General features: G+C 61.5%; 21 protein-coding genes. 11 read left to right on the top strand and 10 right to left on the bottom strand.

Going from position 1 to position 23,235, the window contains the following annotated elements; genetic code table 11:
• Positions 1 to 132: 132 nt before the first annotated feature.
• The gene (gene ftsP, locus KHA73_RS20580) at positions 133 to 1,548 is read left to right on the top strand and encodes a cell division protein FtsP (protein ID WP_234586355.1); all 1,416 of its coding nucleotides are present in this window, start codon (positions 133 to 135) and stop codon (positions 1,546 to 1,548) included.
• Here ftsP and KHA73_RS20575 read toward each other — a convergent pair.
• Positions 1,526 to 2,311 carry a PfkB family carbohydrate kinase gene (locus tag KHA73_RS20575; RefSeq protein ID WP_234586354.1) on the bottom strand — a complete coding sequence of 262 codons (786 nt, stop codon included), beginning with the start codon at positions 2,309 to 2,311 and terminating at the stop codon, positions 1,526 to 1,528. The genes ftsP and KHA73_RS20575 overlap by 23 nt on opposite strands.
• A 264-nt stretch (positions 2,312 to 2,575) precedes the next feature.
• Between KHA73_RS20575 and KHA73_RS20570 the strand changes: the two genes are divergently transcribed.
• The gene (locus KHA73_RS20570) at positions 2,576 to 3,310 is read left to right on the top strand and encodes a GntR family transcriptional regulator (protein WP_234586353.1); all 735 of its coding nucleotides are present in this window, start codon (positions 2,576 to 2,578) and stop codon (positions 3,308 to 3,310) included.
• A gap of 80 nt (positions 3,311 to 3,390) precedes the next feature.
• Positions 3,391 to 5,556, top strand: coding sequence for a YgiQ family radical SAM protein (locus KHA73_RS20565; protein ID WP_234586352.1), 2,166 nt, complete (start codon positions 3,391 to 3,393; stop codon positions 5,554 to 5,556).
• Positions 5,557 to 5,618: 62 nt separating this feature from the next.
• On the opposite strand, the gene KHA73_RS20560 is transcribed toward KHA73_RS20565, so the two are convergent.
• Positions 5,619 to 6,224, bottom strand: coding sequence for a transglycosylase SLT domain-containing protein (locus tag KHA73_RS20560; RefSeq protein ID WP_234586351.1), 606 nt, complete (start codon positions 6,222 to 6,224; stop codon positions 5,619 to 5,621).
• Between the two features lie 279 nt (positions 6,225 to 6,503).
• On the opposite strand from KHA73_RS20560, the gene KHA73_RS20555 reads away from it, so the two are divergent.
• From KHA73_RS20555 to KHA73_RS20540, 4 genes are all read left to right on the top strand, one after another.
• Positions 6,504 to 6,815 (top strand): PTS sugar transporter subunit IIB, encoded by a 312-nt coding sequence (locus tag KHA73_RS20555; protein WP_234586350.1) that lies wholly within the window; start codon positions 6,504 to 6,506, stop codon positions 6,813 to 6,815.
• An 85-nt stretch (positions 6,816 to 6,900) separates the two neighbouring features.
• Complete coding sequence (locus KHA73_RS20550) at positions 6,901 to 8,220, top strand: PTS sugar transporter subunit IIC (protein ID WP_234586348.1); 1,320 nt, start codon at positions 6,901 to 6,903, stop codon at positions 8,218 to 8,220.
• Positions 8,217 to 8,546 carry a PTS lactose/cellobiose transporter subunit IIA gene (locus tag KHA73_RS20545; protein ID WP_234586347.1) on the top strand — a complete coding sequence of 110 codons (330 nt, stop codon included), beginning with the start codon at positions 8,217 to 8,219 and terminating at the stop codon, positions 8,544 to 8,546. The genes KHA73_RS20550 and KHA73_RS20545 overlap by 4 nt, the downstream gene beginning before the upstream one ends.
• Positions 8,543 to 9,946: a GH1 family beta-glucosidase gene (locus tag KHA73_RS20540; RefSeq protein WP_234586345.1), complete on the top strand. Its 1,404-nt coding sequence runs from the start codon at positions 8,543 to 8,545 to the stop codon at positions 9,944 to 9,946. The genes KHA73_RS20545 and KHA73_RS20540 overlap by 4 nt, the downstream gene beginning before the upstream one ends.
• A 45-nt stretch (positions 9,947 to 9,991) precedes the next feature.
• On the opposite strand, the gene dkgA is transcribed toward KHA73_RS20540, so the two are convergent.
• Entirely contained in the window at positions 9,992 to 10,816 is an 825-nt protein-coding gene (gene dkgA, locus KHA73_RS20535) for a 2,5-didehydrogluconate reductase DkgA (protein ID WP_234586344.1), read from the bottom strand.
• A 286-nt stretch (positions 10,817 to 11,102) separates the two neighbouring features.
• A complete protein-coding gene (yqhD, locus tag KHA73_RS20530; RefSeq protein ID WP_234586342.1) occupies positions 11,103 to 12,266 on the bottom strand; it encodes an alcohol dehydrogenase in 1,164 nt (387 codons plus the stop codon).
• Between the two features lie 240 nt (positions 12,267 to 12,506).
• Here yqhD and KHA73_RS20525 point away from each other — a divergent pair, with 240 nt between their 5' ends.
• On the top strand, positions 12,507 to 13,379 hold the full coding sequence (locus KHA73_RS20525; RefSeq protein ID WP_234591342.1) for an AraC family transcriptional regulator: 873 nt from the start codon (positions 12,507 to 12,509) through the stop codon (positions 13,377 to 13,379).
• Between the two features lie 4 nt (positions 13,380 to 13,383).
• Here the strand turns inward: KHA73_RS20525 and KHA73_RS20520 are convergent, their stop codons facing one another.
• Positions 13,384 to 14,412 carry a zinc-dependent alcohol dehydrogenase family protein gene (locus tag KHA73_RS20520; RefSeq protein ID WP_234586341.1) on the bottom strand — a complete coding sequence of 343 codons (1,029 nt, stop codon included), beginning with the start codon at positions 14,410 to 14,412 and terminating at the stop codon, positions 13,384 to 13,386.
• A 108-nt stretch (positions 14,413 to 14,520) separates the two neighbouring features.
• Between KHA73_RS20520 and KHA73_RS20515 the strand changes: the two genes are divergently transcribed.
• Entirely contained in the window at positions 14,521 to 15,441 is a 921-nt protein-coding gene (locus KHA73_RS20515) for a LysR family transcriptional regulator (RefSeq protein WP_234586339.1), read from the top strand.
• Positions 15,442 to 15,452: 11 nt separating this feature from the next.
• On the opposite strand, the gene KHA73_RS20510 is transcribed toward KHA73_RS20515, so the two are convergent.
• Together KHA73_RS20510 and metC are read right to left on the bottom strand one after the other, a co-directional pair.
• Positions 15,453 to 16,115, bottom strand: coding sequence for a DedA family protein (locus tag KHA73_RS20510; RefSeq protein WP_234586338.1), 663 nt, complete (start codon positions 16,113 to 16,115; stop codon positions 15,453 to 15,455).
• 138 nt (positions 16,116 to 16,253) lie between these two features.
• Positions 16,254 to 17,450, bottom strand: a complete 1,197-nt coding sequence (gene metC, locus KHA73_RS20505; protein WP_234586337.1) for a cystathionine beta-lyase — start codon at positions 17,448 to 17,450, stop codon at positions 16,254 to 16,256.
• A gap of 457 nt (positions 17,451 to 17,907) precedes the next feature.
• Between metC and exbB the strand changes: the two genes are divergently transcribed.
• Complete coding sequence (gene exbB, locus KHA73_RS20500; RefSeq protein WP_234586336.1) at positions 17,908 to 18,879, top strand: tol-pal system-associated acyl-CoA thioesterase; 972 nt, start codon at positions 17,908 to 17,910, stop codon at positions 18,877 to 18,879.
• Between the two features lie 3 nt (positions 18,880 to 18,882).
• The gene (gene exbD, locus KHA73_RS20495; RefSeq protein ID WP_004937307.1) at positions 18,883 to 19,305 is read left to right on the top strand and encodes a TonB system transport protein ExbD; all 423 of its coding nucleotides are present in this window, start codon (positions 18,883 to 18,885) and stop codon (positions 19,303 to 19,305) included.
• A gap of 52 nt (positions 19,306 to 19,357) precedes the next feature.
• On the opposite strand, the gene KHA73_RS20490 is transcribed toward exbD, so the two are convergent.
• The 3 genes from KHA73_RS20490 to KHA73_RS20480 are packed head-to-tail and all read right to left on the bottom strand — an operon-like array spanning position 19,358 to position 23,202.
• Positions 19,358 to 20,401: a substrate-binding domain-containing protein gene (locus KHA73_RS20490; protein WP_234586335.1), complete on the bottom strand. Its 1,044-nt coding sequence runs from the start codon at positions 20,399 to 20,401 to the stop codon at positions 19,358 to 19,360.
• 21 nt (positions 20,402 to 20,422) lie between these two features.
• On the bottom strand, positions 20,423 to 21,832 hold the full coding sequence (locus KHA73_RS20485; RefSeq protein ID WP_234586334.1) for a sucrose-6-phosphate hydrolase: 1,410 nt from the start codon (positions 21,830 to 21,832) through the stop codon (positions 20,423 to 20,425).
• Positions 21,832 to 23,202, bottom strand: coding sequence for a sucrose-specific PTS transporter subunit IIBC (locus tag KHA73_RS20480; protein WP_234586333.1), 1,371 nt, complete (start codon positions 23,200 to 23,202; stop codon positions 21,832 to 21,834). Before KHA73_RS20480 ends, KHA73_RS20485 begins: the two co-directional genes overlap by 1 nt.
• Between the last annotated feature and the right edge of the window lie 33 nt (positions 23,203 to 23,235).

Raw genomic sequence — 23,235 nt, 5'->3', positions numbered from 1 at the left:
TTTCCCACCGGCTTCAAAGAATGAAGTATTAAACGGCGCCAAACGCCGTTAGCGCCCGGGCTCCTGCTAATCTTTATTATCAGGAGCCCGGGCTTTGCACAGGGTATAGTCATTGTTTTTCATGGAGAAGATATGTCACTCAGTCGACGTCAGTTTATACAGGCATCGGGCCTGGCGCTGTGCGCAGGAGCCGTGCCGCTGAGGGCTGAGGCGAGCGGAGCGCAGACCCCTTTACCTATTCCGCCGCTGCTGGAATCCCGTCGCGGTCAGCCGCTGTTTTTAACCTTGCAGCGCGCCCACTGGGCATTCATGGATACCCGCAAGGCGTCGGTATGGGGCATCAACGGCATGTACCTGGGGCCGACGGTGCGGGTTTACAACGGCGACGACGTCAAACTGATCTACAGCAACCGCCTGCCGGAGCCGGTGGCGATGACCATCAGCGGCCTGCAGCTGCCGGGCACCCTGATGGGCGGCGCGCCGCGCATGATGTCGCCGAACGTCGACTGGTCGCCGGTATTGCCGATCCGCCAGGGCGCCGCCACCTGCTGGTATCACGCTAACACGCCGAACCGTATGGCGCCGCATATCTACAACGGCCTGGCCGGGCTGTGGCTGGTGGAGGACGACGTCAGCAAGGCGCTGCCGCTGCCCAACCACTACGGCGTCGACGACTTCCCGCTGATTATCCAGGACAAACGCTTCGACAACTTCGGCACCCCGCAGTACGACCCGCCTTCGCAGGGCGGCTTCGTCGGCGATACGCTGTTGGTCAACGGCGTGCAAAACCCTTATGTGGAAGTGTCGCGCGGCTGGGTGCGCCTGCGCCTGCTCAATGCCTCCAACTCGCGCCGCTACATGCTGCAGCTCAGCGATGGCCGGCCGCTGAACGTGATCGCCAGCGATCAGGGCTTCCTGCCGGCGCCGGTGGCGGTGCAGCAGCTGTCTCTGGCCCCGGGCGAGCGCCGCGAAGTGCTGATCGACATGTCGAAAGGCGACGAGGTGACCATCACCGCCGGAGAGGCAGCCGGCATCATGGACCGCCTGCGCGGCCTGTTCGAACCTTCGAGCATTCTGGTGTCTACCCAGGTGCTGACCCTGCGGCCGACCGGGCTGCTGCCGCTGGTGACCGATAACCTGCCGATGCGCCTGCTGGCGGATCAGCTGTTGGACGGCAGCGCCAGCCGCACCCGCGATTTTCGCCTGGGCGACAGCGTGGCGGGCATCAACGGCGCCATCTGGGATATGAACCGCATCGACGTGCAAACCCAGCAGGGCACCTGGGAACGCTGGAATATCCACGCGGATACGCCGCAGGCGTTCCATATACAGGGCGTGCAGTTCCTGATTAAGCGGGTTAACGGCGCACAGCCGATGGCGGAAGATCGCGGCTGGAAGGATACCGTTTGGATCGACGGCGACGTCGAGCTGCTGGTTTACTTTAACCAGCCGACCTCAGAACATTTCCCGTTCCTCTACTACAGCCAGACGCTGGAGATGGCGGATCGCGGCACCGCCGGCCAGTTTATGGTGCAGCCGGCGCCCTAAGGTTGGCCAGCTCGACCGCTTGCGCCAGCGGCAGGCCGGCGGACAGCCCGGCCAATAGGCCTGCGCTGTGGGTGTCGCCGGCGGCTGCGGCCGGGTACTCGCCCGCCCGCAGCGGTGGGCTGTCGCCGTCGCAAATCCACACGCCATCGCGCCCGAGGCGGCAAATCAGCGCCAGATTATGCGCGGCGGCAAAGCGTTGGGCGCCGGCGAGCGGGTCGTCTGCACCGCACAGCGTGGCCAGCGCATCGCGGCTCAGAGTCAGCAGGGTATGGCTGTCGCTGAGCATGGCGAAGAAGTCTTCGTCGAGCAGGCCCATGTGCGAGCCGATGTCGATCAGCCGCGGCTGATCGAACGGCAGCCGTGTCAACCATTCGCGCAATGCCTCGCCGTTCTCTCCCGCCAGCTGTTCGCCGTTGATGTAAATCAGCGTGTCTTCCGTCAGCGGCAGCATGGCCAGCTGCGCCTTATTCCACTGTGTTTCGCAGCCGGCGACGTATTCGCCGTTCGGCCGGCGCCAGCCGTTGTCCATCAGGCCATGGCGCAGCAGCACCGGGATGCCCAGCAGATCCATTTCGGCTTCGATAGCAACACCCCACTCACCGTTGCCGACCGGCATGCCGTTGATCACTGGCGCATGCAGGCGCCGCAGCGTTCGCGCCACGTTGAACGCACTGCCGCCAATGCGTCGCTGCTGCGTTGGCGTTATTTCACCTATGGCGCTACCCAGCGCCAAAATCGGTTTTACTGCGACTAACTCATTCATCGATATCCTCCGCTAGCCGCCATGATGAAGGCGCAGCCGCGCAGAGTCGAGGGGGGCGACGCCGCGGCCGCACCGCCCGCTGAATAAAACAGCAAATAATCCCCCGGCTTTGCCTGGCGGAAACTGGTCGAACCAACCAAAATGATCGGGTGCTTTGGGAGAACCGGCGTTGTAAAAATGAGGCGGGCGTCGCTATCGCCGCCAGGCAAATAGGATAAAAGCAAGGCTGGCGGCGGAAAGCGACCGATAAGGGGGTGGGAGTTCATGCACGACTTTATAGCCTGGCTGTGCCAACAGCTGGCGCAGGAGGCGGCGGCGCCGCGCTACATGCAGCTGGCGGCGGCGCTCGAGTTGGCCATCAAGCAGCGGGCGTTGGTGGCGGGGGATTTCTTGCCGCCGGAACGGCTGCTGGCGGAGGGGCTGATGCTGTCCAGGGTGACCGTCAGCAAGGCGATGAAGCTGCTGGAGGAAAAGTCGCTGATTGTGCGTCAGCAAGGCGTCGGCACCCGGGTGGCGCTGCATATCGGTTATTCGTGCAATCAGGACAGCAGCTTTACCACCCAGATGCTGCGCAACGGCAGCAGCGTCAGCAACCAGTGGCTGCTGCGCACCCATATGGCGGCACCGGCCCACGTGGCGAAAGCCCTGGCGTTGGACAGCAGCGCCAGGGTGGTGAAGCTGCGCCGCCTGCGGCTGATGGACGGCAACCCGGTGTCGCTGGAGACCACCTATATACCGCCGCGCTTTTTGCCCGATCCGGATCGGCTCGAGCATTCGCTGCATGCTTTGTGGCAAACGCGCGGCATCGTGCCGGAGGGTAAGCATTTTCTGCTGAAGGCGGTGGCCTGCAATCATGAAATCGCCAACTTGCTCAACGTGAACCGCGGCACGCCGCTGCTGCGCATCATCCAGACCAGCCGCAATGCGCAAGGGGAGGTGCTGGCGTTCAGTGAAACCCTGTGCCGCAGCGACGTTTACGAATTTGAAGTGAACAGTTAGTTAAATAACCATGCTCTTTTTGCAACTAGTGCGTATAATCGCCGCCCGGCGATTAATTAACCTGTGAAAAGAGCACCAGCATGAGCACCACCAGTCTGATCCAACCTGAGCGTGAACTGTTTTCCTATAAGCCCTATTGGGCCGAATGTTTTGGCCCCGCGCCATTCTTGCCGATGTCGCGCGAAGAAATGGACCAACTGGGTTGGGACAGCTGCGATGTGATCATTATCAGCGGTGACGCCTATGTCGATCACCCGAGCTTCGGTATGGCGATCATCGGCCGCATGCTGGAAGCTCAGGGCTTCCGCGTCGGTATCATCGCGCAGCCGGACTGGAGCAACAAAGACGATTTTATGCGTTTGGGCAAACCGAACCTGTTCTTCGGCATCACCGCCGGCAATATGGATTCGATGATCAACCGCTATACCGCCGACCGCAAGCTGCGCCATGACGACGCCTACACCGCCGGCAACGTCGGCGGCAAACGCCCGGACCGCGCCACCCTGGTGTACAGCCAGCGCTGCAAGGAAGCCTACAAAGACGTGCCGATCGTGCTGGGCGGCATCGAGGCCAGCCTGCGCCGCATCGCCCACTACGACTACTGGTCGGATACCGTGCGCCGCTCGGTGCTGGTGGATTCCAAAGCCGATATGCTGATCTACGGCAACGGCGAGCGCCCGCTGGTGGAAGTGGCGCATCGCCTGGCCGCCGGTGAGAAAATCAGCGAGATCCACAACATCCGCAACACCGCCGTCATGCGCAAAGAGGCGCTGCCGGGCTGGAGCGGCGTGGACTCTACCCGCCTGGACAAGCCGGGCCGCATCGAACCTATTCCGAACCCGTATGGCGACGATTTGCCGTGCGCCGACGGCGCGAAACCGGAGCCGGAGGCCAAGCCGGTGACCGTGCGCGCCGCCAAGCCGAAGCCGTGGGAAAAAACCTACGTGCTGCTGCCGTCGTTCGAAAAGGTGAAGGGCGACAAGGTGCTGTACGCGCACACCTCGCGCATTCTGCACCATGAAACCAACCCGGGCTGCGCGCGTGCGCTGATGCAAAAGCATGGCGACCGTTACGTGTGGATCAACCCGCCGGCGATCCCGCTGACCACGCCGGAAATGGACAGCGTGTTCGCGCTGCCGTACCAGCGCATTCCGCACCCGTCCTACGGCAAGGAAACCATCCCGGCCTACGACATGATCCGTTTCTCGGTGAACATCATGCGCGGCTGCTACGGCGGCTGTTCGTTCTGTTCGATCACCGAGCACGAAGGCCGCATCATCCAGAGCCGTTCGGAAGATTCGATCATTCGTGAAATCGAAGAAATCCGCGACAAGGTGCCGGGCTTCACCGGGGTTATCTCCGATCTGGGCGGCCCGACCGCCAACATGTACATGCTGCGCTGCACCAATCCGCGCGCCGAGCAGACCTGCCGCCGCGCCTCGTGCGTCTACCCGGAAATCTGTACCTACATGGACACCAACCACGAGCCGACCATCAAGCTGTATCGCCGGGCGCGTTCTCTGGAAGGCATCAAGAAGATCCTGATCGCTTCCGGGGTGCGTTACGATCTGGCGGTGGAAGATCCGCGTTATATCAAGGAGCTGGCCACCCACCACGTCGGCGGCTACCTGAAGATTGCGCCGGAGCACACCGAAGAAGGCCCGCTGTCGAAGATGATGAAGCCGGGTATGGGCAGTTACGATCGCTTCAAACAGCTGTTTGACCACTATTCGAAGCTGGCGGGTAAAGAGCAGTACCTGATCCCGTATTTCATTTCGTCGCACCCGGGCACTCGCGACGAGGACATGGTTAACCTGGCGCTGTGGCTGAAGAAGAACCGCTTCCGCTTGGATCAGGTGCAGAACTTCTACCCGTCGCCGATGGCCAACTCCACCACCATGTATTACAGCGGCAAGAACCCGTTGAGCAGGGTGGGCTATAAGAGCGAAGACGTGGTGGTGCCGCGCGGCGATCGCCAGCGCCGCCTGCACAAGGCGCTGCTGCGCTATCACGATCCGGCCAACTGGGCGATGATCCGCACCGCGCTGGAAGAGATGGGTATGAAGCACCTGATCGGCAGCCGGCGCGAGTGCCTGGTGCCGGCGCCGAGTATCGACGAGCAGCGCGAAGCGAAACGCCTGCAGCGCCATACGCGCCCGGCGTTGACCAAGCATACCGACATCACCCGGCAGCGCACGCCGTCTAACCGGCCGCCGCGCAAGCCTATCCGCAACGGCAAGCCGTAACGGCTATGCGGCGCGCTTAAAGCAAAAGGAGAACCCCAGGGTTCTCCTTTTTACTTTGCGAGTCACAATCGCTCGTAGGCCGTTTCTACTTTCATTAAATGGCGCGGCGCCTGCGGGGCGGGGTGATATTTGCGCACATGCCAGTTAAAGGCTTCCGGCGACAGATTGTTAATCATCGCGATGGCCTGCTGGCGGTTGCTGGAGAAGGTCCGCAGCAGCGCGCCGGTGCCGTTTACGTAGGCGATGATGGTGGCGTAACGCAGAGTGACGGGATTGTCGATCCCCTTAAGCTGCTGTTTTTGCAATACGGCCAGATAGGCGGCGCCGAGATCGATATTGGTGTCAGGATCCAGCAGGTCGTCATCGTCCGGGCAGCCGCGTTTCCCTTTGTAGCGATAGGCATCGCAGCCGGCGGTATCGGCTTTCAGCTGCATTAAACCTATAGCGTTGGATTTGCTCACCGCTGCCGGGTTAAAACCGGATTCCACGTTGATCATCGCGGTGATGAGCTTGGCGTCAACGTCGTATTCATCCGCGGCGTCCTGGATGGCGCTGTCGTAGGCATGGCGATCGTAGCTGACGCGCTGCTTCTTGCCGGCGCACCCGGCCAGCACCAGCATGGCGCAAAGTATGCCGAGGCGCGGCCATTGTGATAGGGAGAATTTCATCGTGCTCCGTGCGTATATTTTGGTCTGGGTTAACCGGCGTTAGGCTCTTGAATGCCATCATCATAGCGGCAGCGGGCGCAAAGGTCTTTAGTAAAAAAAGCAGAGGTGTCGGCCCTGTTCGCAGAATGAATTCGCCGCCAATAACGATTCTGGATCTTCCTCACAGAACCTATTCAAACTCTGTAACCGGTTACTGAAACCGGTTGCTGTTTTTTCATTTTTGCCACCATACTCATTTCTCAACTGAATCGTTTGCAGCTATTAGCCACAGGAGATCGGATGAAAAAGATATTTCTTTGCTGCGCCGCCGGCATGTCGACCAGCATGGTGGTGAATAAAATGAAAAAGTCTGCCGAACAGCAGGGAATTGAGGTGGATATTATCGCCGTTGGCATCGAAGAATTTGAAACCACGCTGGCGAATTACCAATGCTGCCTGCTGGGGCCACAGATTAAATATAAACTGGCGGACTTTAAAGCCATCGCCGACCGGGAAAATAAACCGATCGCGGTTATTAACAGTATGGATTACGGCATGATGCGCGGCGATAAAATTCTCGCCGAAGCTCTGGCGATGATCGCCCGGCATTAATCCCTTTCGCAGCCGCCGCGCCTGGCTGCAGGCCAGGGCGAACTGCTTAGCACCCGTTTACTCAGAACGTCCCGGGGGTTGAACCATGAGTATCAGCCAGGCCGCATTCAGCTTTATTGAAAATCGCATCAGCCCGATCGCCGGCCGGTTATCCGCCCAACGGCATATTATGGCGATCCGCGACGGTTTTATTTCCGCCATGCCGTTTATGATTGTCGGTTCATTTTTACTGGTCTTCGCCTATCCGCCTTTTTCCGCCGACAGCGGCTGGAGAATAGCCCAATGGTGGCTGGGCGCTGCGGAAAAACACCAGGTCGCCATTCTTACCCCGTTTAATATGACCATGGGGATTATGTCGATTTATATTACCGCCGCCATCGCTTATAACCTGGCGCAGAGTTATAAGCTCGATCCCTTTATGGCGGCGATGCTGGCGCTGATGTCGTTTCTGCTGGTCGCCGCACCGCAGAGCGAAAAAGTGCTGCCGACCGCCGCGCTTGGCGGAGTGGGGATCTTCACCGCCATTTTGGTGGCCGTCTACACCACCGAACTGATCCGTTTCCTCAAGGTGCGCAATATCGGGATCTCGCTGCCGGAACAGGTGCCGGCCAAGATCAAACAGTCGTTCGATCTGCTGATCCCGATCCTGACGGTGGTGATCACCCTGTATCCGCTCAGCCTGCTGGTGCAGCAGCAGTTTGGGCTGTTGTTGCCGCAGGCGATCATGGCGCTGTTCCAGCCGCTGATCGCCGCCGCCGATTCACTGCCGGCGATCCTGCTGGCGGTATTGATCGGCCATTTGCTGTGGTTTGCCGGCATCCACGGGGCGGTAATCGTCTCCGGCATGCTGCAGGCGTTCTGGCTCACCAATCTGGGCATCAACCAGGATGCGCTGGCCGCCGGGCAAACGCTGCCGCACATCTTTATGGAGGCGTTCTGGACCTTCTTTATCGTCATCGGCGGCTCCGGTGCCACCTTTGGGCTGGTGTTGCTGTACCTGCGCAGCCGCTCGGCGCACCTGCGTTCGATAGGCAAGCTGAGCCTGGTGCCCAGCTGCTTCAACATCAATGAACCGGTGATTTTCGGCACGCCGATCGTGATGAACCCAACCTTCTTCATTCCCTTTATCACCGCGCCGCTCGTCAATTCGATCATCGCCTATGCGGCGGTGAAGCTGGATCTGATCGGCAAGGTGATCTCGGTGGTGCCCTGGACCGCACCGGCGCCGATCGGCGCCGCCTGGGCCACCGGCTGGGACTTTCGCGCGGCGATCCTGGTGCTGCTGTTGGCGGCGGTATCGGCGCTGATCTACTACCCGTTCTTCAAGGTTTACGAGCGGCAGCTGCTGGAGCAGGAAATGGCCGAAACGGGCGAGGTTGAACAAACCGAAGGAGTCACCGAATGATGGATATGGAATCGGCGGTAATGGAGCTGATCATCAACGCCGGCGAGGCGCGCAGCTGCGCCATGCAGGCGCTGTATGCGGCACGAAAATATCAGTGGGATCAGGTGGATATCCTGCTGGCGGAGTCGCAGCTGGCGTCGAAGCGCGCACACGCCACCCAGACGGAACTGATTGGCTTTGACGAAGGCGAAGGCAAGCTGCCGGTCAACCTGATTATGGTGCACGCGCAGGACCACATCATGAACGCCATGCTGGCGCGCGATCTGGTGGAGGAGCTGGTGCGAATTTATCGATTACTGGAGCAAAATGGGGTGCAGAGCCAATGAGCGTATTTCCAAAAGATTTCCTCTGGGGAGCGGCGACCGCGGCTTATCAGGTTGAGGGCGGCTTCGAGGCCGACGGCAAGGGGGCGTCCAACTGGGACCTGTTCTCGCACCTGCCCGGCACCACCTATCAGGGCACCAACGGCGACGTGGCGGTCGATCACTATCATCGCTTCAAAGAAGACGTGGCGCTGATGGCGGAGCTGGGCATGCAGACTTATCGCTTCTCGATCTCCTGGCCGCGAATATTGCCGCAGGGGCGCGGGCAGGTGAACGAAGCCGGGATCGCCTTCTACAGCAACCTGATCGACGAACTGCTGAAGCACAACATCAGGCCGATGATCACGCTTTATCATTGGGATCTGCCGCAGGCGCTGCAGGAGGCGTTCGGCGGCTGGGAGTCGCGTGAGATAGTCGAGGCCTTCGACGAGTATGCCCGCCTGTGCTACCGGCGCTTCGGCGATCGGGTCGATCTCTGGTCGACCTTCAATGAAACCGTGGTGTTTATCGGCATGGGCTACGTTACCGGCGCGCACCCGCCCAGCCTGAAGGATCCGAAAAAGGGCATTCAGGCCTGCCATCACGTGTTTCTGGCCAACGCCCGCGCGGTGAAAAGCTTCCGCGAACTGGGGATCAACGGACAGATCGGCTTCGTTAACGTGATGCAGCCGCACGATCCGATCAGCGATTCACCGCAGGATCGCCGCGCCTGCGAGATAGCCGAGGGGATCTTCACCCATTGGTTGTACGATCCGGTGCTGAAGGGCGAATACCCGGCGGAATTGCTGGCGATGGCGCAGCAGGCGTTCGGCGTGCCGCAGTTTGCGCCGGGGGATGAGGCGTTGCTGAAGGACAATATCGTCGATTTTATCGGCCTGAACTACTACAAGCGCGAGATGGTGGCGCATAACGAGGACGTAGAGGGTTACGCCATCAACACCAGCGGCCAGAAGGGCAGCGGGCGGGAGCTGGGCTTCAAGGGGCTGTTCAAACTGGTGCGCAACCCGAACGGCGTTTACACCGACTGGGATTGGGAGATTTATCCGCAGGGGCTGACCGACGCCATTGGCCGTATCGTCAAACGCTACGGCAATATCCCCATTTACATCACCGAGAACGGGCTGGGCGCCAAGGATCCGATCGTCGAGGGGGAGGTGCGCGATCAACCGCGCATCGACTATCTGCGCGATCATATTCAGGCGATCGGCGCGGCGATCGAGCAGGGCGCCGACGTGCGCGGTTATTATCCCTGGTCGTTTATCGATCTGCTTTCCTGGCTTAACGGCTATCAGAAGCAATACGGCTTTGTGTATGTCGATCACGCCAATAACCTGGCGCGCAGGAAAAAGCAGAGCTTCGGCTGGTATCAGCGGGTGATCGCCAGCAACGGCGAGCGTCTGTAGCGAAGAATGAAATGGCCCTCTCCCGGCGGGAGAGGGCGCGCGGCATTACAGGGAGTCTGGGTCCGGCCCCAGGCGGTTGCCGATATCCAGCTGGGCAATCTCGCTCAGTTCGTCCTTATCCAGTTTGAAATCAAACACCTCGAAGTTTTCACGGATGCGCGACGGCGTGACCGACTTCGGGATCACGATCAGCCCGCTGTCCAGGTGCCAGCGCACCACGATTTGCGCCGGGGTTTTCTCGTATTTTTCAGCCAGTTTCTTGATCACTTCCTGATCGAAGACCCCTTCGCCGCCCTGCGCCAAGGGGCTCCAGGATTCGGTGGCGATGTGGTGGGTGGCGTTCCAGGCCCGCAGCTGGCGCTGTTGCAGCAGCGGGTGCAGCTCTATTTGGTTGATGACCGGCGCGACGCTGGTTTCATCCAGCAAGCGCTGCAGGTGCGGCGTATGGAAATTACACACCCCGATGCTCTTGGCCAGCCCCTGCTCGCGCAGTTTGATCAACCCGCGCCAGGCATCGACATACTGGTCCTGCTGCGGCTTCGGCCAGTGGATCAGGTACAGATCGACATAGTCCAGTTTGAGCTTTTCCAGGCTGGCTTCCAGCGCGGCCTGCGGGTCGCCCTGGTCGTCGTTCCACAGCTTGGTGGTGATGAACAGTTCGTCGCGCGGGATCGCGGTAGATTGCAGCGCGGCGCCGACCCCTGCCTCGTTCTTGTAGATCGCGGCGGTGTCGATGGAGCGATACCCCACTTCCAGCGCTTTGGTCACCGCGTTGGTGGTCTCTTCAATACTCGCCTGCCAAACGCCGAGACCCAACTGCGGCATCAGATTACCATCGTGGAGTTTGATGATGGGTTGTTGCGTTGTCATGCGCATCTCCTTGTGAACTGATTGCCGATGCTTGCGCGCATCGGAACGGCTATAGGTAAATTCTAGTTGGCAAACGGCGCGGTTGCCGAGTTTGCCCACCCGATTTCAGCGGTCGCGAGGGAGAGCCTGGTCGCCGAGCCCCCGTGACTTGTTTAACCCAATGACATTTTTCGGTTCGATCGGCAGCGCAGATGAAGCGCTTAACTGCGCCCGGTGATCGGCCGGGCGCAGGAGGCAGAAAGGGTAAGCAGAAACTATAGCCTAGCAGGAAACTGGCGGTTTGCGATTAACGCGCCGCTTCATATATGCGTCGGCTCACGTCCAGCGTGATGTCCTGGTGCTCGCCCAGCGCGGTCATGCCGTGCTGATGCAGCTTGTCGATCAGCGCCGGAATGCTGCCGCCGTCGAGCTGATAGTCGGCCATGCGGGTCGGCACGCCCATCTGCTCGAAGAACGCGCGGGTGGCGGCGATGGCGCCGTCGATGCGGTCATCTTCGCTGCCGTCGCGCAGGCCCCAGACGCGCTCGGCGTACTGCAGCAGTTTTTCACGCTTCTGCGCTTTTTTCTCATGCAGCAGGGCCGGCAGCACGATAGCCAGCGTCTGCGCATGATCCAGATCGTGCATGGCGGTCAGTTCGTGGCCCAGCATGTGGGTCGCCCAGTCCTGCGGCACGCCGGCGCCGATCAGGCCGTTCAGCGCCATGGTGGCGCTCCACATCACGTTGGCGCGCACCCCGTAGTTTTCCGGCTCGGCCAGCGCGCGCGGGCCGTCTTCCAGCAGGGTCAGCAGCAGGCCTTCGGCAAAGCGGTCCTGCACTTTGGCGTCGACCGGGTAGGTCAGGTACTGCTCAAGGGTATGGACAAAGGCGTCGACGACGCCGTTGGCTATCTGGCGCGGCGGCAGCGAGTAGGTCACCACCGGATCCAGCACCGCAAACAGCGGCTGCACGTGCGGGGAGAAGAAGTGCTGCTTGTCGCCGCTGCTCTTGCGGGTGATCACCGCGCCGCTGTTGGATTCGGAACCGGTGGCCGGCAGCGTCAGCACGCAGCCCATCGGCACCGCGTCGGCTATCTGGCTGCCGACGGTTTTCAGGATATGCCAGGCATCGCTGTCTGCGGTGTAGCGCGCTGCGGCGGCGATAAACTTGGTGCCGTCCACCACTGAGCCACCGCCGACCGCCAGCAGAAAATCAATGTTTTCCGCGCGCACTACGTCGACCGCCTTCATCAGCGTTTCGTAAGTCGGGTTCGGCTCGATGCCGGAGAATTCCTGCACGTTGCGCCCGGCCAGCGCGCTGTACACCTGGTCCAGCACGCCGTTTTTCTTCACGCTGCCGCCGCCGTAGGTGATCAGAATGCGCGCGTCCGCCGGGATCTGTTTGGCCACTTCGGCGATCTGATCCTTGCCGAACAGGATTTTGGTTGGGGTATGCAGAATAAAGTTTTGCATGAGCGGTTTCTCTCTCGGTGTCAGGCTGGCGCCCTGGGCGCAAAAAATAACTGGGGTGTATTGTCAGTAACTTAGGCCAGCCGCACAATGCTCATTCCTGTCGATGTCTTGCCTATTCCTACAGGCTGCTGTAGAAATTGATGTGTTTGAATTATTATTTATGCCGAATCGTTCTGACTGTAAGAGGGTGTTTCCGTGATTGAAATCGATGAACCGCGCCGCCGCCTGGCGCGCCAGGCGATGCGCTTTGCCGGCGGCAACGGCTATACCCCTTCGCCGGTGCCGCGGGTGAAGATCCTGTACGTTGACCATCACAGCCAACGGCAGCCGGTGATGTATGAACCGGGGATCGTGATCATTTTCCAGGGCCATAAGGTCGGTTACTGCGGCGATCGGGTTTTTCAGTACGATCCGCGCCATTACCTGCTGATGACGGTGCCGCTGCCGTTTGAATGCGAAACCTTCGCCAGCCCGGAACAGCCGCTGGTAGGGTTGGCGGTGAATATCGATACCCAGATGCTGCAGGATCTGCTGATCGACATCGGCGATGACGATTATCTGATGAAACCGCGGGCGGAAAGCAGCGGGGTGAACCTGGCCGAACTGTCGGAGGAGCTGATGTGCGCCACCGAACGCCTGCTGGACGTGATGGCCAAGCCGCTGGATGCGCGGGTGCTGGGGCCGCAGATCGTCCGTGAAATGCTGTATCACGTGCTGCGCGGCAGCTGTGGCGCATCGTTGCAGGAGTTGGTGAACCGCCACACCCACTTCAGCCAGATAGCCAAGGCGCTGCGGCGGATAGAGAACCAATATGCCGACAGCCTCAACGTCGAACAGCTGGCCAACGAGGTCAACATGAGCGTGTCGGCGTTCCATCATAACTTCAAGGCGGTGACCAACACCTCGCCGCTGCAGTACGTGAAATCCTATCGCCTGCACAAAGCGCGGCTGCTGATGGTGCATGACGGGCTCAAGGCCAGCACAGCGGCGATCCGCGTCGGCTACGAGAGCGCGTCGCAGTTCAGCCGCGAATTCAAACGTTTCTTCGGCGTGACGCCCAGCGACGAGATTGCCCGGCTGCGCGAGACCAACCCGCTGTTGCTGGAGGGCTAATCCCTCAGGGGGTCAGGACAATCTTGCCGAATGCCCCGCGATCGAGGTGATCGAGCGCCTGCTGCAGCTGGTCGAAACGGTAAACGTGATCGATGACCGGCTGCAGCCGGTTGACGTCCACCGCGCGTACCAGATCTTCCAGCGCGCGGCGGTGGCCGACGCCGATCCCCTGGATCACCGGCGATTTCAGCAGCAGCGGGACGACGGGGGCCGAAACCTCGAAACCTTCCAGCGCGCCGATCACCGAGATGCGTCCCCCCACCGCCACGGCGCGCAGCGAGTTGCCGAGGTTAGGGCCGCCGACGGTATCCACCACGTGGTCAATCCCGCGATCCTGCGTAAGCGCATAAATTTCCTCTACCCAGTCGCCCTGCTGGCGATTGATGCCGTGATCGGCGCCCAGCGCCCTGGCGCGCGCCAGTTTTTCTTCGCTGCCGGAGGTGACGTATACCTCGGCGCCTTGCGCTTTGGCGATCTGCAGCGCGAACAGCGCCACGCCGCCGGTGCCCTGCACCAGCACCGAGTCGCCGGCGCTCAGCCGGCCCTGTTCCACCAGCGCGAACCAGGCGGTCAGCCCGGCGCACGGCAGGGTGCTGGCCTGCACGTCGTCCAGCGACTGCGGCGCCGCCGCCAGCCAGTCTTCATGCAGCACGACGTATTCCGCCAGCATGCCCTGATAAAAACCGCCAAGGGTGCGGTAGGGCGGCGTGCGCGCATCGCCGTGCGGTTTTTGTCGGCCGTCGATCCAACCGGGGCTGAAGGTGGAAATGACCCGTTCCCCGGGCTGGAAGCGGCTGACGCCGGGGCCGATGGCGTCCACCTCGCCGGCCATGTCGGAAGCCGGGATAAAAGGCTGCGGCAGCGTCAGCCCCATGCCGGTTTCTATCACCATCTTGTCGCGGTAGTTCAGCGATACCGCCTTCACTTTCACTCTGATCTCGTGCGGCCCCGGCTGCGGAATGGCGCTTTCGGTCAGCTGCAGATGTTGACGCCCCAGGGCGCTCATGGTCCAGCGTTGCATGGTTTCACTCATGATTGGCTCCAAATTCAGCGATAAACAGACCTGCTGATATTATCGTTGATAGCAGATCGCCAGTGGCGATAAGATTTCCTTTCATTGTTTCTCTCAGGGCGACAAAACATGACTGACCGGTTGAACGGCATTACGGTGTTCGTCACCGCGGTGGAGGCGGGCAGCTTTGCGCTGGCGGCTAGCCGGCTGCACCTTTCTCGCTCGGCAGTGGGAAAAACCGTAGCCCGGTTGGAGCAGCGGCTGGGCGTGCGGCTGTTTCACCGCACTACCCGCAGCCAAAGCCTGACCGACGACGGCGCGCTGTTTTACGAACGCTGTTTGCGGGCGCTGGAGGAGATCCGCACCGCAGAGACGCTGCTGGAATCGGGCAAGCGGCAGGTGAGCGGGCGCTTGCGGGTATCGATGCCGGTGTTGTTTGGCCGCATGTGCATCGCGCCGCTGCTGACCGAGTTGATGCGCGAACATCCGGGGCTGGAGCTGGATCTGTCGTTCAACGATCGCGTTGTGGATTTGATTGAGGATGGTTTCGATCTGGTCGTCCGCAACGGCGCCCTGGCCGACAGCGGCGATCTGGTGGCGCGGCGTATCGGCGACCACCGCATGACGCTGTGCGCCGCGCCGGATTATTTGCAGCGCTGCGGCGAGCCTTACAGTATCGAACAGCTGGCGCAGCACGCGGCGGTAACCTACTCGCGCGCCGGTGTGGTGCGCAGCTGGCAGCTCCTTGAGCCCGATGGCACGCTGCGGGAGGTGATGCCGAGCCGGCGGCTGCAGATGGACGATCTGCAGGCGATAGCCGACGCCGCCACGGCGGGTTTCGGTATCACCTGGCTACCGTGCTGGCTGGTGCGCGAGCAATTGCTGAAAGGGGAACTGGTGCGGTTGCTGCGCGATCGTCCCGGCGCGTCTTTTGAGGTGCATGCGCTGTGGCCGCAGACGCCTCACCTGCCGCTGAAGGTGCGGCTGGCGGTGGACAGGCTGGTGAGCAAGTTGCCCCCCAGCCTGGCGCTGGTCGAGAAGGCGTTGTAGGGAACCGGCCCTCAGGAAGAGGCGGCGCGCTTTTTACGCCAGATAACCAGCATGGCGCCCAACAGGCCGATAAACAGCAGCAGTAGCGGTAAGAGCATCAACCCGGTCATCACCTGGCTTTCATAGCGTTTCACCAGAGGGATCTGGCTGAAGGCATAGCCCAGGCCAACCAGCGCGCTGACCCACACTACCGCGCTCAGCCAGTTGAACAGTTGAAAGCGCGCGCTGTTCAGGCCGGAGATACCCGCCATGGTCGGCAGCAGGGTGCGGACAAAGCCGAGAAAGCGGCCGATCACCAGCGCCATCAGCCCGTGGCGGTTGAACAGGTTGTGCGCCCGCTGGTGGTACTGGGCGGGCAACTGCAGCAGCCAGCCCTTCACCAGGCCGGTATGGCCCAGCCAGCGGCCCTGCAGGTAGCTCAGCCAGCAGCCGAGGCCCGCGGCGAGGGTCAGAATGAACAGGGTGGGGACAAAACCCATCACGCCTTTGGCGATCAGGGCACCGGAAAGCAGCAACAGGCTGTCGCCGGGCAGGAAGGAAGCTGGCAGTAATCCGTTTTCTAAAAACAGGGTGGTGAAAAGCACCGCGTAAACCACCCAAATCACGCTCGGGTCGGCAAGGGCGACAAAGTCCTGGTGCCAAAGCGCGTGAACTATCTCTCGTAATACATCCATTTTATGTCCTGTTGCATGCCGGTTGCGCCCGGGGTCACGTTCTCCAGGATGCGGCGGTTACCGTATCTATCCGGTTAGTGTACCGCTAATAGCTTAAGCCGACATTAAACGAGACGAAGAAAATTGCCGCACTGCGAGTCAGCGCGCACTGGCGATGCGTTCGAAACCGGCCGCCAGATCGGCGATCAGATCGTCGACGTTTTCCAGGCCGATATGCAGGCGCACCAGCGTGCCGGTGAAGTCGACGCCGCCCGCCGGGCGGATAGCCTCGAGTTCTTCCGGCTGATTGGCCAGGATCAGCGACTCAAAGCCGCCCCAGGAGTAGGCCATGCTGAAGTGGCGGAAGTTGTCGAGGTAGTCGGCCAGCTGCGCGTCGTTCAGGCGTTCTTTCAGCACGAAGGAGAACAGGCCGTTGCAGCCGCTGAAATCGCGGCGGTAGAACTCGTGGCCTTTACAGCCGGGCAGCGCCGGGTGATTGACCCTGGCGACCTCCGGCCGGCCGGCCAGCCAGCTGGCGACTTCGATGCTGCCGCGCTCGTGCTGCTTCAGCCGCACGCCCAGCGTGCGCAGGCCGCGGCTCGCCATATAGGCGGTATCCGCATCGACCATCTGGCCCATCAGGTAGGAGTATTCGCGCAGTTGGTCCCAGCAGCGCGCGTTGGCGACGGCGGTGCCGAGCATGTAATCGGAGTGGCCGATAATGTATTTGGTGCCGGCCTGGATGGAAATGTCGATGTCGAAGTCCAGCGCCTTGAACAGCACCCCCGCCGCCCAGGTGTTGTCGATCATGATAACCACCTCCGGCGCCACGGCGCGGATGGCCCGCACCATGGCGGGAATGTCCTGGATTTCCATGGTGATGGAGCCGGGGGATTCAAGAAATACTACGCGGGTATTCGGTTGGATCAGGTCAGCGATGCCGGCGCCGATCAGCGGATCGAAATAGGTAGTGGCGACGTTCATGCGGCCGAGAATATGCGTGCAGAAATCCTGGGTGGGTTCGTAGACCGAGCCGGTTACCAGCAGGTGGTCGCCGGCGCCGACGAACGACAGAATGGCGTTGGCCACCGCCGCCGCGCCGCAGGGGTAGAGCACGCAGCCGGCGCCGCCTTCCAGTTCCACCATCGCGTCCTGCAGGGCGAAATGGGTCAGGGTGCCGCGGCGGCCATAGAACAGCTCGCCGTGAGCGCGTTTGGCGGTGGCGTGCTTTTTGGCGGCGACGGATTCAAACACCAGCGAGGAAGCGCGCTGGGTAACGGGGTTAACGGAGCCTTGGGTGTAGCGTTTGCCGCGGCCGGCGCCGATCAGCGTGGTTTCGATATGTTTTGACGTCATGTTGCCTGGCTCACCTTTGGTTGCTCTGCACTGCCCGTTTGCGATGGTCCTTACGTTACCACGACTCATTATAGCCATCCAGACGTTTTAACATCCAGATGCGGAAACGGCTATAATCTTCTGCCCCAGACGCTTGGCGCACGCCATCCTACTGCCGCATGCCGATAAACAAGTGAGTTTATCGGTAACCGCGCCGGACATAGATAAAATGCCGGGAAGCGGGCTTATTGTTATGCCCCTGTGGGAGAAAAGTAACGAAATAGCCCTATAAAAGGTGCCTATAGGGCCGAACAGACGCCAAGTACACCGATTGGAGGGAGGTGAAGGCCAGGATGGCGAAATTTTGCCGATTATTTGGTAAATAATAATGAGAACTACTATCAATCCCTGATTGGTTTGATATGATCGCACGCTGAATTATTCCTTAATTTTGATCGGTAACGGGTGGAGGCACAGCGTGAAAACGGCTGGCAAGAATTTAAATCAAGGATCGTTCGGCCAGGGCCGGGCGCAATGGGGCAAGGCTTTCGGCCGCGGCCTGATGGCTTCGATGGTATTGGTGGTTGGGCTGGCGGGTAGCGCACAGGCTGCGCCGGCGACCGCCCCCGCCGTTACCGAAAGCGTTGCTCCAGGCTCCGCGCCTGCCGTTGCGGCGCCAGAGAGCGTGACTCCGTTGAATCCGGCGCCGACTATCCAGCCGCCGGAAACCCGTGGCATGGACCTGTCCGTCTGGGGCATGTACCAACACGCCGACATCGTGGTGAAAGCGGTGATGATTGGCCTGGTGCTGGCGTCTATCGTTACCTGGACCATCCTGTTCGCCAAAGGCAGCGAGCTGTTCCGCGCCAGGCGCCGTCTGCGCCGCGAACAGCTGGCGCTGGCCGACGCGCGTTCGCTGGATGAGGCGTCCGAACTGGCGCAGAACTTCTCCGAAGAGAGCATTAGCGCGGTGTTGCTGAACGACGCGCAAAACGAGCTGGAGCTGTCGGCGGGATCCAACGACAACAACGGCATCAAGGAACGTACCGGTTTCCGCCTCGAGCGCCGCGTGGCGGCCTACAGCCGCAACATGGGCCGCGGCAACGGTTTCCTGGCCACCATCGGCGCCATCTCGCCGTTCGTCGGCCTGTTCGGCACCGTCTGGGGCATCATGAACAGCTTTATCGGCATCGCCCACTCGCAGACCACCAACCTGGCCGTCGTGGCTCCCGGCATCGCGGAGGCGCTGCTGGCGACCGCGCTGGGCCTGGTTGCCGCAATCCCGGCGGTAGTGATCTACAACATCTTCGCTCGCCTTATCGGCGGCCACCGCGCCCAGGTTGGCGACGTGGCGGCGCAGGTGATGCTGCTGCAGGGCCGCGATCTGGATCTGGCGGCGACGGCGGAAGCCAAACGCTCACAGCACGCACACCAACTGCGGGTGGGGTGATTTATGGCGATGCGCTTAAATGAAGATCTGGACGACAGCGGCGAACTGCATGAAATCAACGTGACGCCGTTTATCGACGTCATGCTGGTGCTGTTGATCATCTTTATGGTGGCCGCGCCGCTGGCAACGGTAGATATTCGCGTCGATCTGCCGGCTTCTTCCGCCAAACCGCAGCCGCGGCCGGAGAAACCGGTATTCCTGTCGGTGAAAGCCGACAAGCAGCTGTATGTCGGCGATCAGCCGGTTAATGCCGATCAGCTGACGTCGGTGCTGGATCAACGCACTCAGGCGAATAAAGAGACCACCATCTTCTTCCAGGCCGACAAGAGCGTGGACTATGAAACGCTGATGAGCGTGATGGACACCTTGCGCAAGGCCGGCTACCTGAAAGTGGGGCTGGTGGGTATGGAAGGCGCCGCCAAGTAGCGGCTGGTTGCATTGAAAAGGGCGCTCCGGCGCCCTTTTTTATGGCCTGGAATCAGCGGCTGCTCAGCTGCGCCTTCGAACCGGCATGGCGCCAGTGAATGTTGCCGGGCAGATAGAGCGCGTTCTGCTCCAGCGGCCGTTCGTCGATCAGGGCGCTGACCATGTCGAAGCTGTGCTGAGCCAGCGCACGACAGTCCTGCGCCACCGTGTCGATCTTGAGCGTCATGCAGTCGAACAGGTAGTGATCGTCGAAACTGCACAGGTGAATGTCGCTGTCCATCAGCTGATGCTGGTTAAGGTAGCGCAGCACCCCTTCCAGCAGGCCGCAGGCGGCGGTGAACAGTGCCTTTGGCGGCCGCCCCAGCTGAGCGCACAGCTGGGCGAACATCTCGTAACCCGAGCTGGGATGGTAGTTGCCGTTGATGATCCATTCCGGCCGGCAGCTTACTCCCGCACGCTCCAGGCCAAGCTGAAAACCGGCCAGGCGATCGCGGGTGGGAGAAATGCGCGGCTGGCCGCCAAGGAAATAGAACTCATCCGGGTGCTGACGCGCCACGTTCTCCACCAGCGCGGCGGTGGAGCTCAGCGAGTCGGTGATCACCAGCGGCAGCTGCGAACCGGCGATCAGGCGGTCCATCTGCACCACCGGCAGCCCGGCGTTGATCTTTTGATATTCCGCATCGTTGAGCTGGCTGGAGGCGACGATCAGGCCGTCGACCTGGCGCTGCACCAGGCTGTTCACCGCCATCATCTCCTGCGCCGGATTCTCGTCGGTGCAGGCGATCAGCAGCTGCAGCCCGGCCTCGCGGCACAGGGTTTCCAGCTCGCGTGAAATCACCGCAAACCCGTAGTTGGTGACTTCCGGCACCACCAGCCCCAGGGTGTGGCTGCGGTTGGAGCGCAACGAACGGGCGTGAAAGCTGGGCTGATAATGGTGCTCATTGGCCAGCGCCAGAATGCGATCGCGGGTGTCGTCAGACACCCGGTACTCCTTGCTGCGGCCGTTGAGCACCAGGCTGGCGGTCGATTTCGATACCCCAGCCAGCGCGGCGATATCACTGATGGTTATGCGTTTATTTTTTTTCACTGACGGCATCTGAGTTCATCGGAGGATGCGTCATTCTAGCATGCATGGCGTCAGCGGCCAGTGTTCCAGCGCCAGAGCGCCGTCACCGCTCATGCGCAACAGCGGCTCTGGCCCTGGGAAATAGCGCGCGCTCATGACCGCCTCACCGCGATTGATGAAAATCTCTACGCTGGAGCGATCGAACAACAGCTGCAGATGCGTGACTTCGCCGCGCCAGTAGCGGTGTTCCGGCTGCCCGCTGCGCAGATTGCGGCGCGTCAGGCGCAGCAGCTCGCCGTCCCAATGCAGCGTCATCGCTTCACCAAAGGCCGCGCTGAAGGCGCCCTGTGGCGTCAGCTGCAGCTCTGCGCAGCCCAGCGGCCGCTCTGGCGCGTTGCCGGCCGCGCCCAGCCACAGGCTGTGCTCGCCGCGCAGCTGCTGCAGTTCACGCGCCGGCAGCTGGCAGAGTTTGCCGTCGCGCAACGACAGCTCACGCGGGCAGGTCATGCAGTGGATCCAGCCATATTGCCGCGTTGGGTGCGCATCCTCATCTTGCTCCGGCACCCCCATCCAGCCGAACAGCAGGCGGCGGCCGTCTTCCGCCAGCGTGGTTTGCGGCGCATAGAATTCGAACCCGGCGTCCAGCTCCCGGAACGCGCCGTGGCTGAAGGCGGCCTGACGGTAATCCAGTTCGCCGATCAGATAGCCGGCCTGATAGACATTGAGGTAACGTTCGGCCTGTTTCGCCAGCCCCTGCGGGCAGCAGATCAGGACCTCCGCACCGTCCAGCGCGAACAGGTCCGGGCATTCCCACATGTAGCCAAATTCACCGATGCCGTTCAGCCCGGAGCCGGCGATCTCGCCCAGCAACCGCCAGCTGCGCAGGTCGGCGGAGCTCAGAAGCAATACTTTGCCGCGATCCTGCAAATCGCGGGCGCCGAGCACCATGTACCAGCTATCCCGGTGGCGCCAGACTTTCGGATCGCGCACGTGCCCGCTGTAACCGGGCGGCAGCGGCAGCACCGGGCCGAGCTTGGCGAACTCGCCCTGGCCGCTGTCCTGCGCCAGGCACTGATAAGCGGTGCGCGAACCGTCGGGATATTTCACGTTGCCGGTATACACCAGCGTTAGCTTGCCGTCCGCCACCACCGCCGAACCGGAGTAGCAGCCATGGCTGTCGTAGCAGGCGCCGGGCGCCAGCGCGATAGGCTGATGCTCCCAGTGCACCAGATCGGTCGACCGCCAGTGGCCCCAGCATTTGTTGCGGTGATCGCAACCCAGCGGGTTCCACTGATAGAACAGGTGATAGACGCCGTCATGGTGAATAAACCCGTTGGGGTCGTTCAACAGACCGACGCTCGGCGCCAGGTGCCAGGCCGGGCGGTGCGGATCGCGCAGCGCCAGCGGCATGCCGCTCATCAACGCCCTGACGCTTTGTTTGACCAAGCTCAGTTCTTCCATCATGCCGCCTCGGTTTTGTATTTCAGCAGCAGAGAGAGAACAAAGGCGCTGCCGAAGGCGATAACCAATCCAATGATATAGCTTAACAGCGAGCCGGCCTGCACGATCGCCATGCCGGGGATCGCCGTTAATCCGACGGCGTTCATGCCGACGTGATTGGCGACCACCCAGGCGCCACCGAGGGCACCGCCCGCCAGCGCCGCCAGGAAGGGTTTGACGAAGCGCAGGTTGATGCCGAACAGCGCCGCTTCGGTAATGCCGAGCATGGCCGAGAAAGCCGAAGGTACGGCGATGGCCTTGATTTTGGCATCGCGGGTTTTGAAGTACACCGCCAGGCAGGCGCCGCCCTGGGCGATGTTGGCCATCGACCAGATCGGCAACAGGAAGTTGACGCCGATGTTCGGATTGCCGAGCAGACCGGCTTCAACGGCGTGGAAGCTGTGGTGGACGCCGGTAATGACGATGGCGGAGTACAGGCCGCCGAACAGCAGCCCGGCGAACCAGCCTGCGTGGGCGATCAGGGTGCTGAGCACCAACGAGATGCCATCGCCCAGCGCGCGGCCGGCAGGGCCGATAAACAGCATGGCGACAAAACCGGAGATCACGACCGTCAGGAACGGCGTCAGGATCAGGTCCAGCGCATTGGGGATCAGCTTGCGCAGCCGTTTCTCCAGCAGGCTCATAAACCACACGGTCAGCAGCACCGGGAACACCGTGCCCTGATAGCCGATCATGGCGATTTCCAGGCCAAAGAAATCCATGGTGTGGAAGCCGCCGGCGACGCCCCAGGCGTTGGTCAGCGCGGGGTGGGTCAGGATGCCGCCGAGCGTGGCGCCGAGATAAGGATTGCCGCCGAACTCCCGCGCGGCGGTGAAGCCTATCAGGATAGGCAGGATAATGAACGCCGCCGAGCTGAACATATCCAGCATCACGAACAGCGCGCTGTTGGCGTCCGCCCAGCCGTAGGTCTTCACCATGCCGAGCAGGCCCATCAACAGGCCGGAGGCGACGATGGCCGGGATGATTGGCACAAAGATATTCGACAACAGGCGGGCGATGCGCTGCAGCGGGTTAAGCTTTTTCGCCGCGATGTCGGCGGCTTCGGACTTGCTGGATTCGCTGATGCCCGCCGCCTTGATGAATTCCGCATGCACCTTGTTGACCAGCCCGGTGCCGAAGATCACCTGGATCTGGCCGGCATTGCTGAAGCAGCCCTTGACCCCCTCCAGCTTGTCGATCGCCGCCTTGTCCATTTTGCCGTCATCCATCAGCACCAGACGCAGGCGCGTGGCGCAGTGGGCGGCGCTGGCGATGTTCTCTTTGCCGCCGAGCAGCGACAGCAACGCGTTGGCGGTTGCGGTTATGTCCATCTTGTCCCCTCATAAATAAAAATGCCGCCGCGC

Origin of the sequence: Serratia entomophila (genome assembly GCF_021462285.1) — a bacterium.
Taxonomy (GTDB): Bacteria; Pseudomonadota; Gammaproteobacteria; order Enterobacterales; family Enterobacteriaceae; genus Serratia; species Serratia entomophila.
This window is presented reverse-complemented; position numbering and strand designations above follow the sequence as displayed.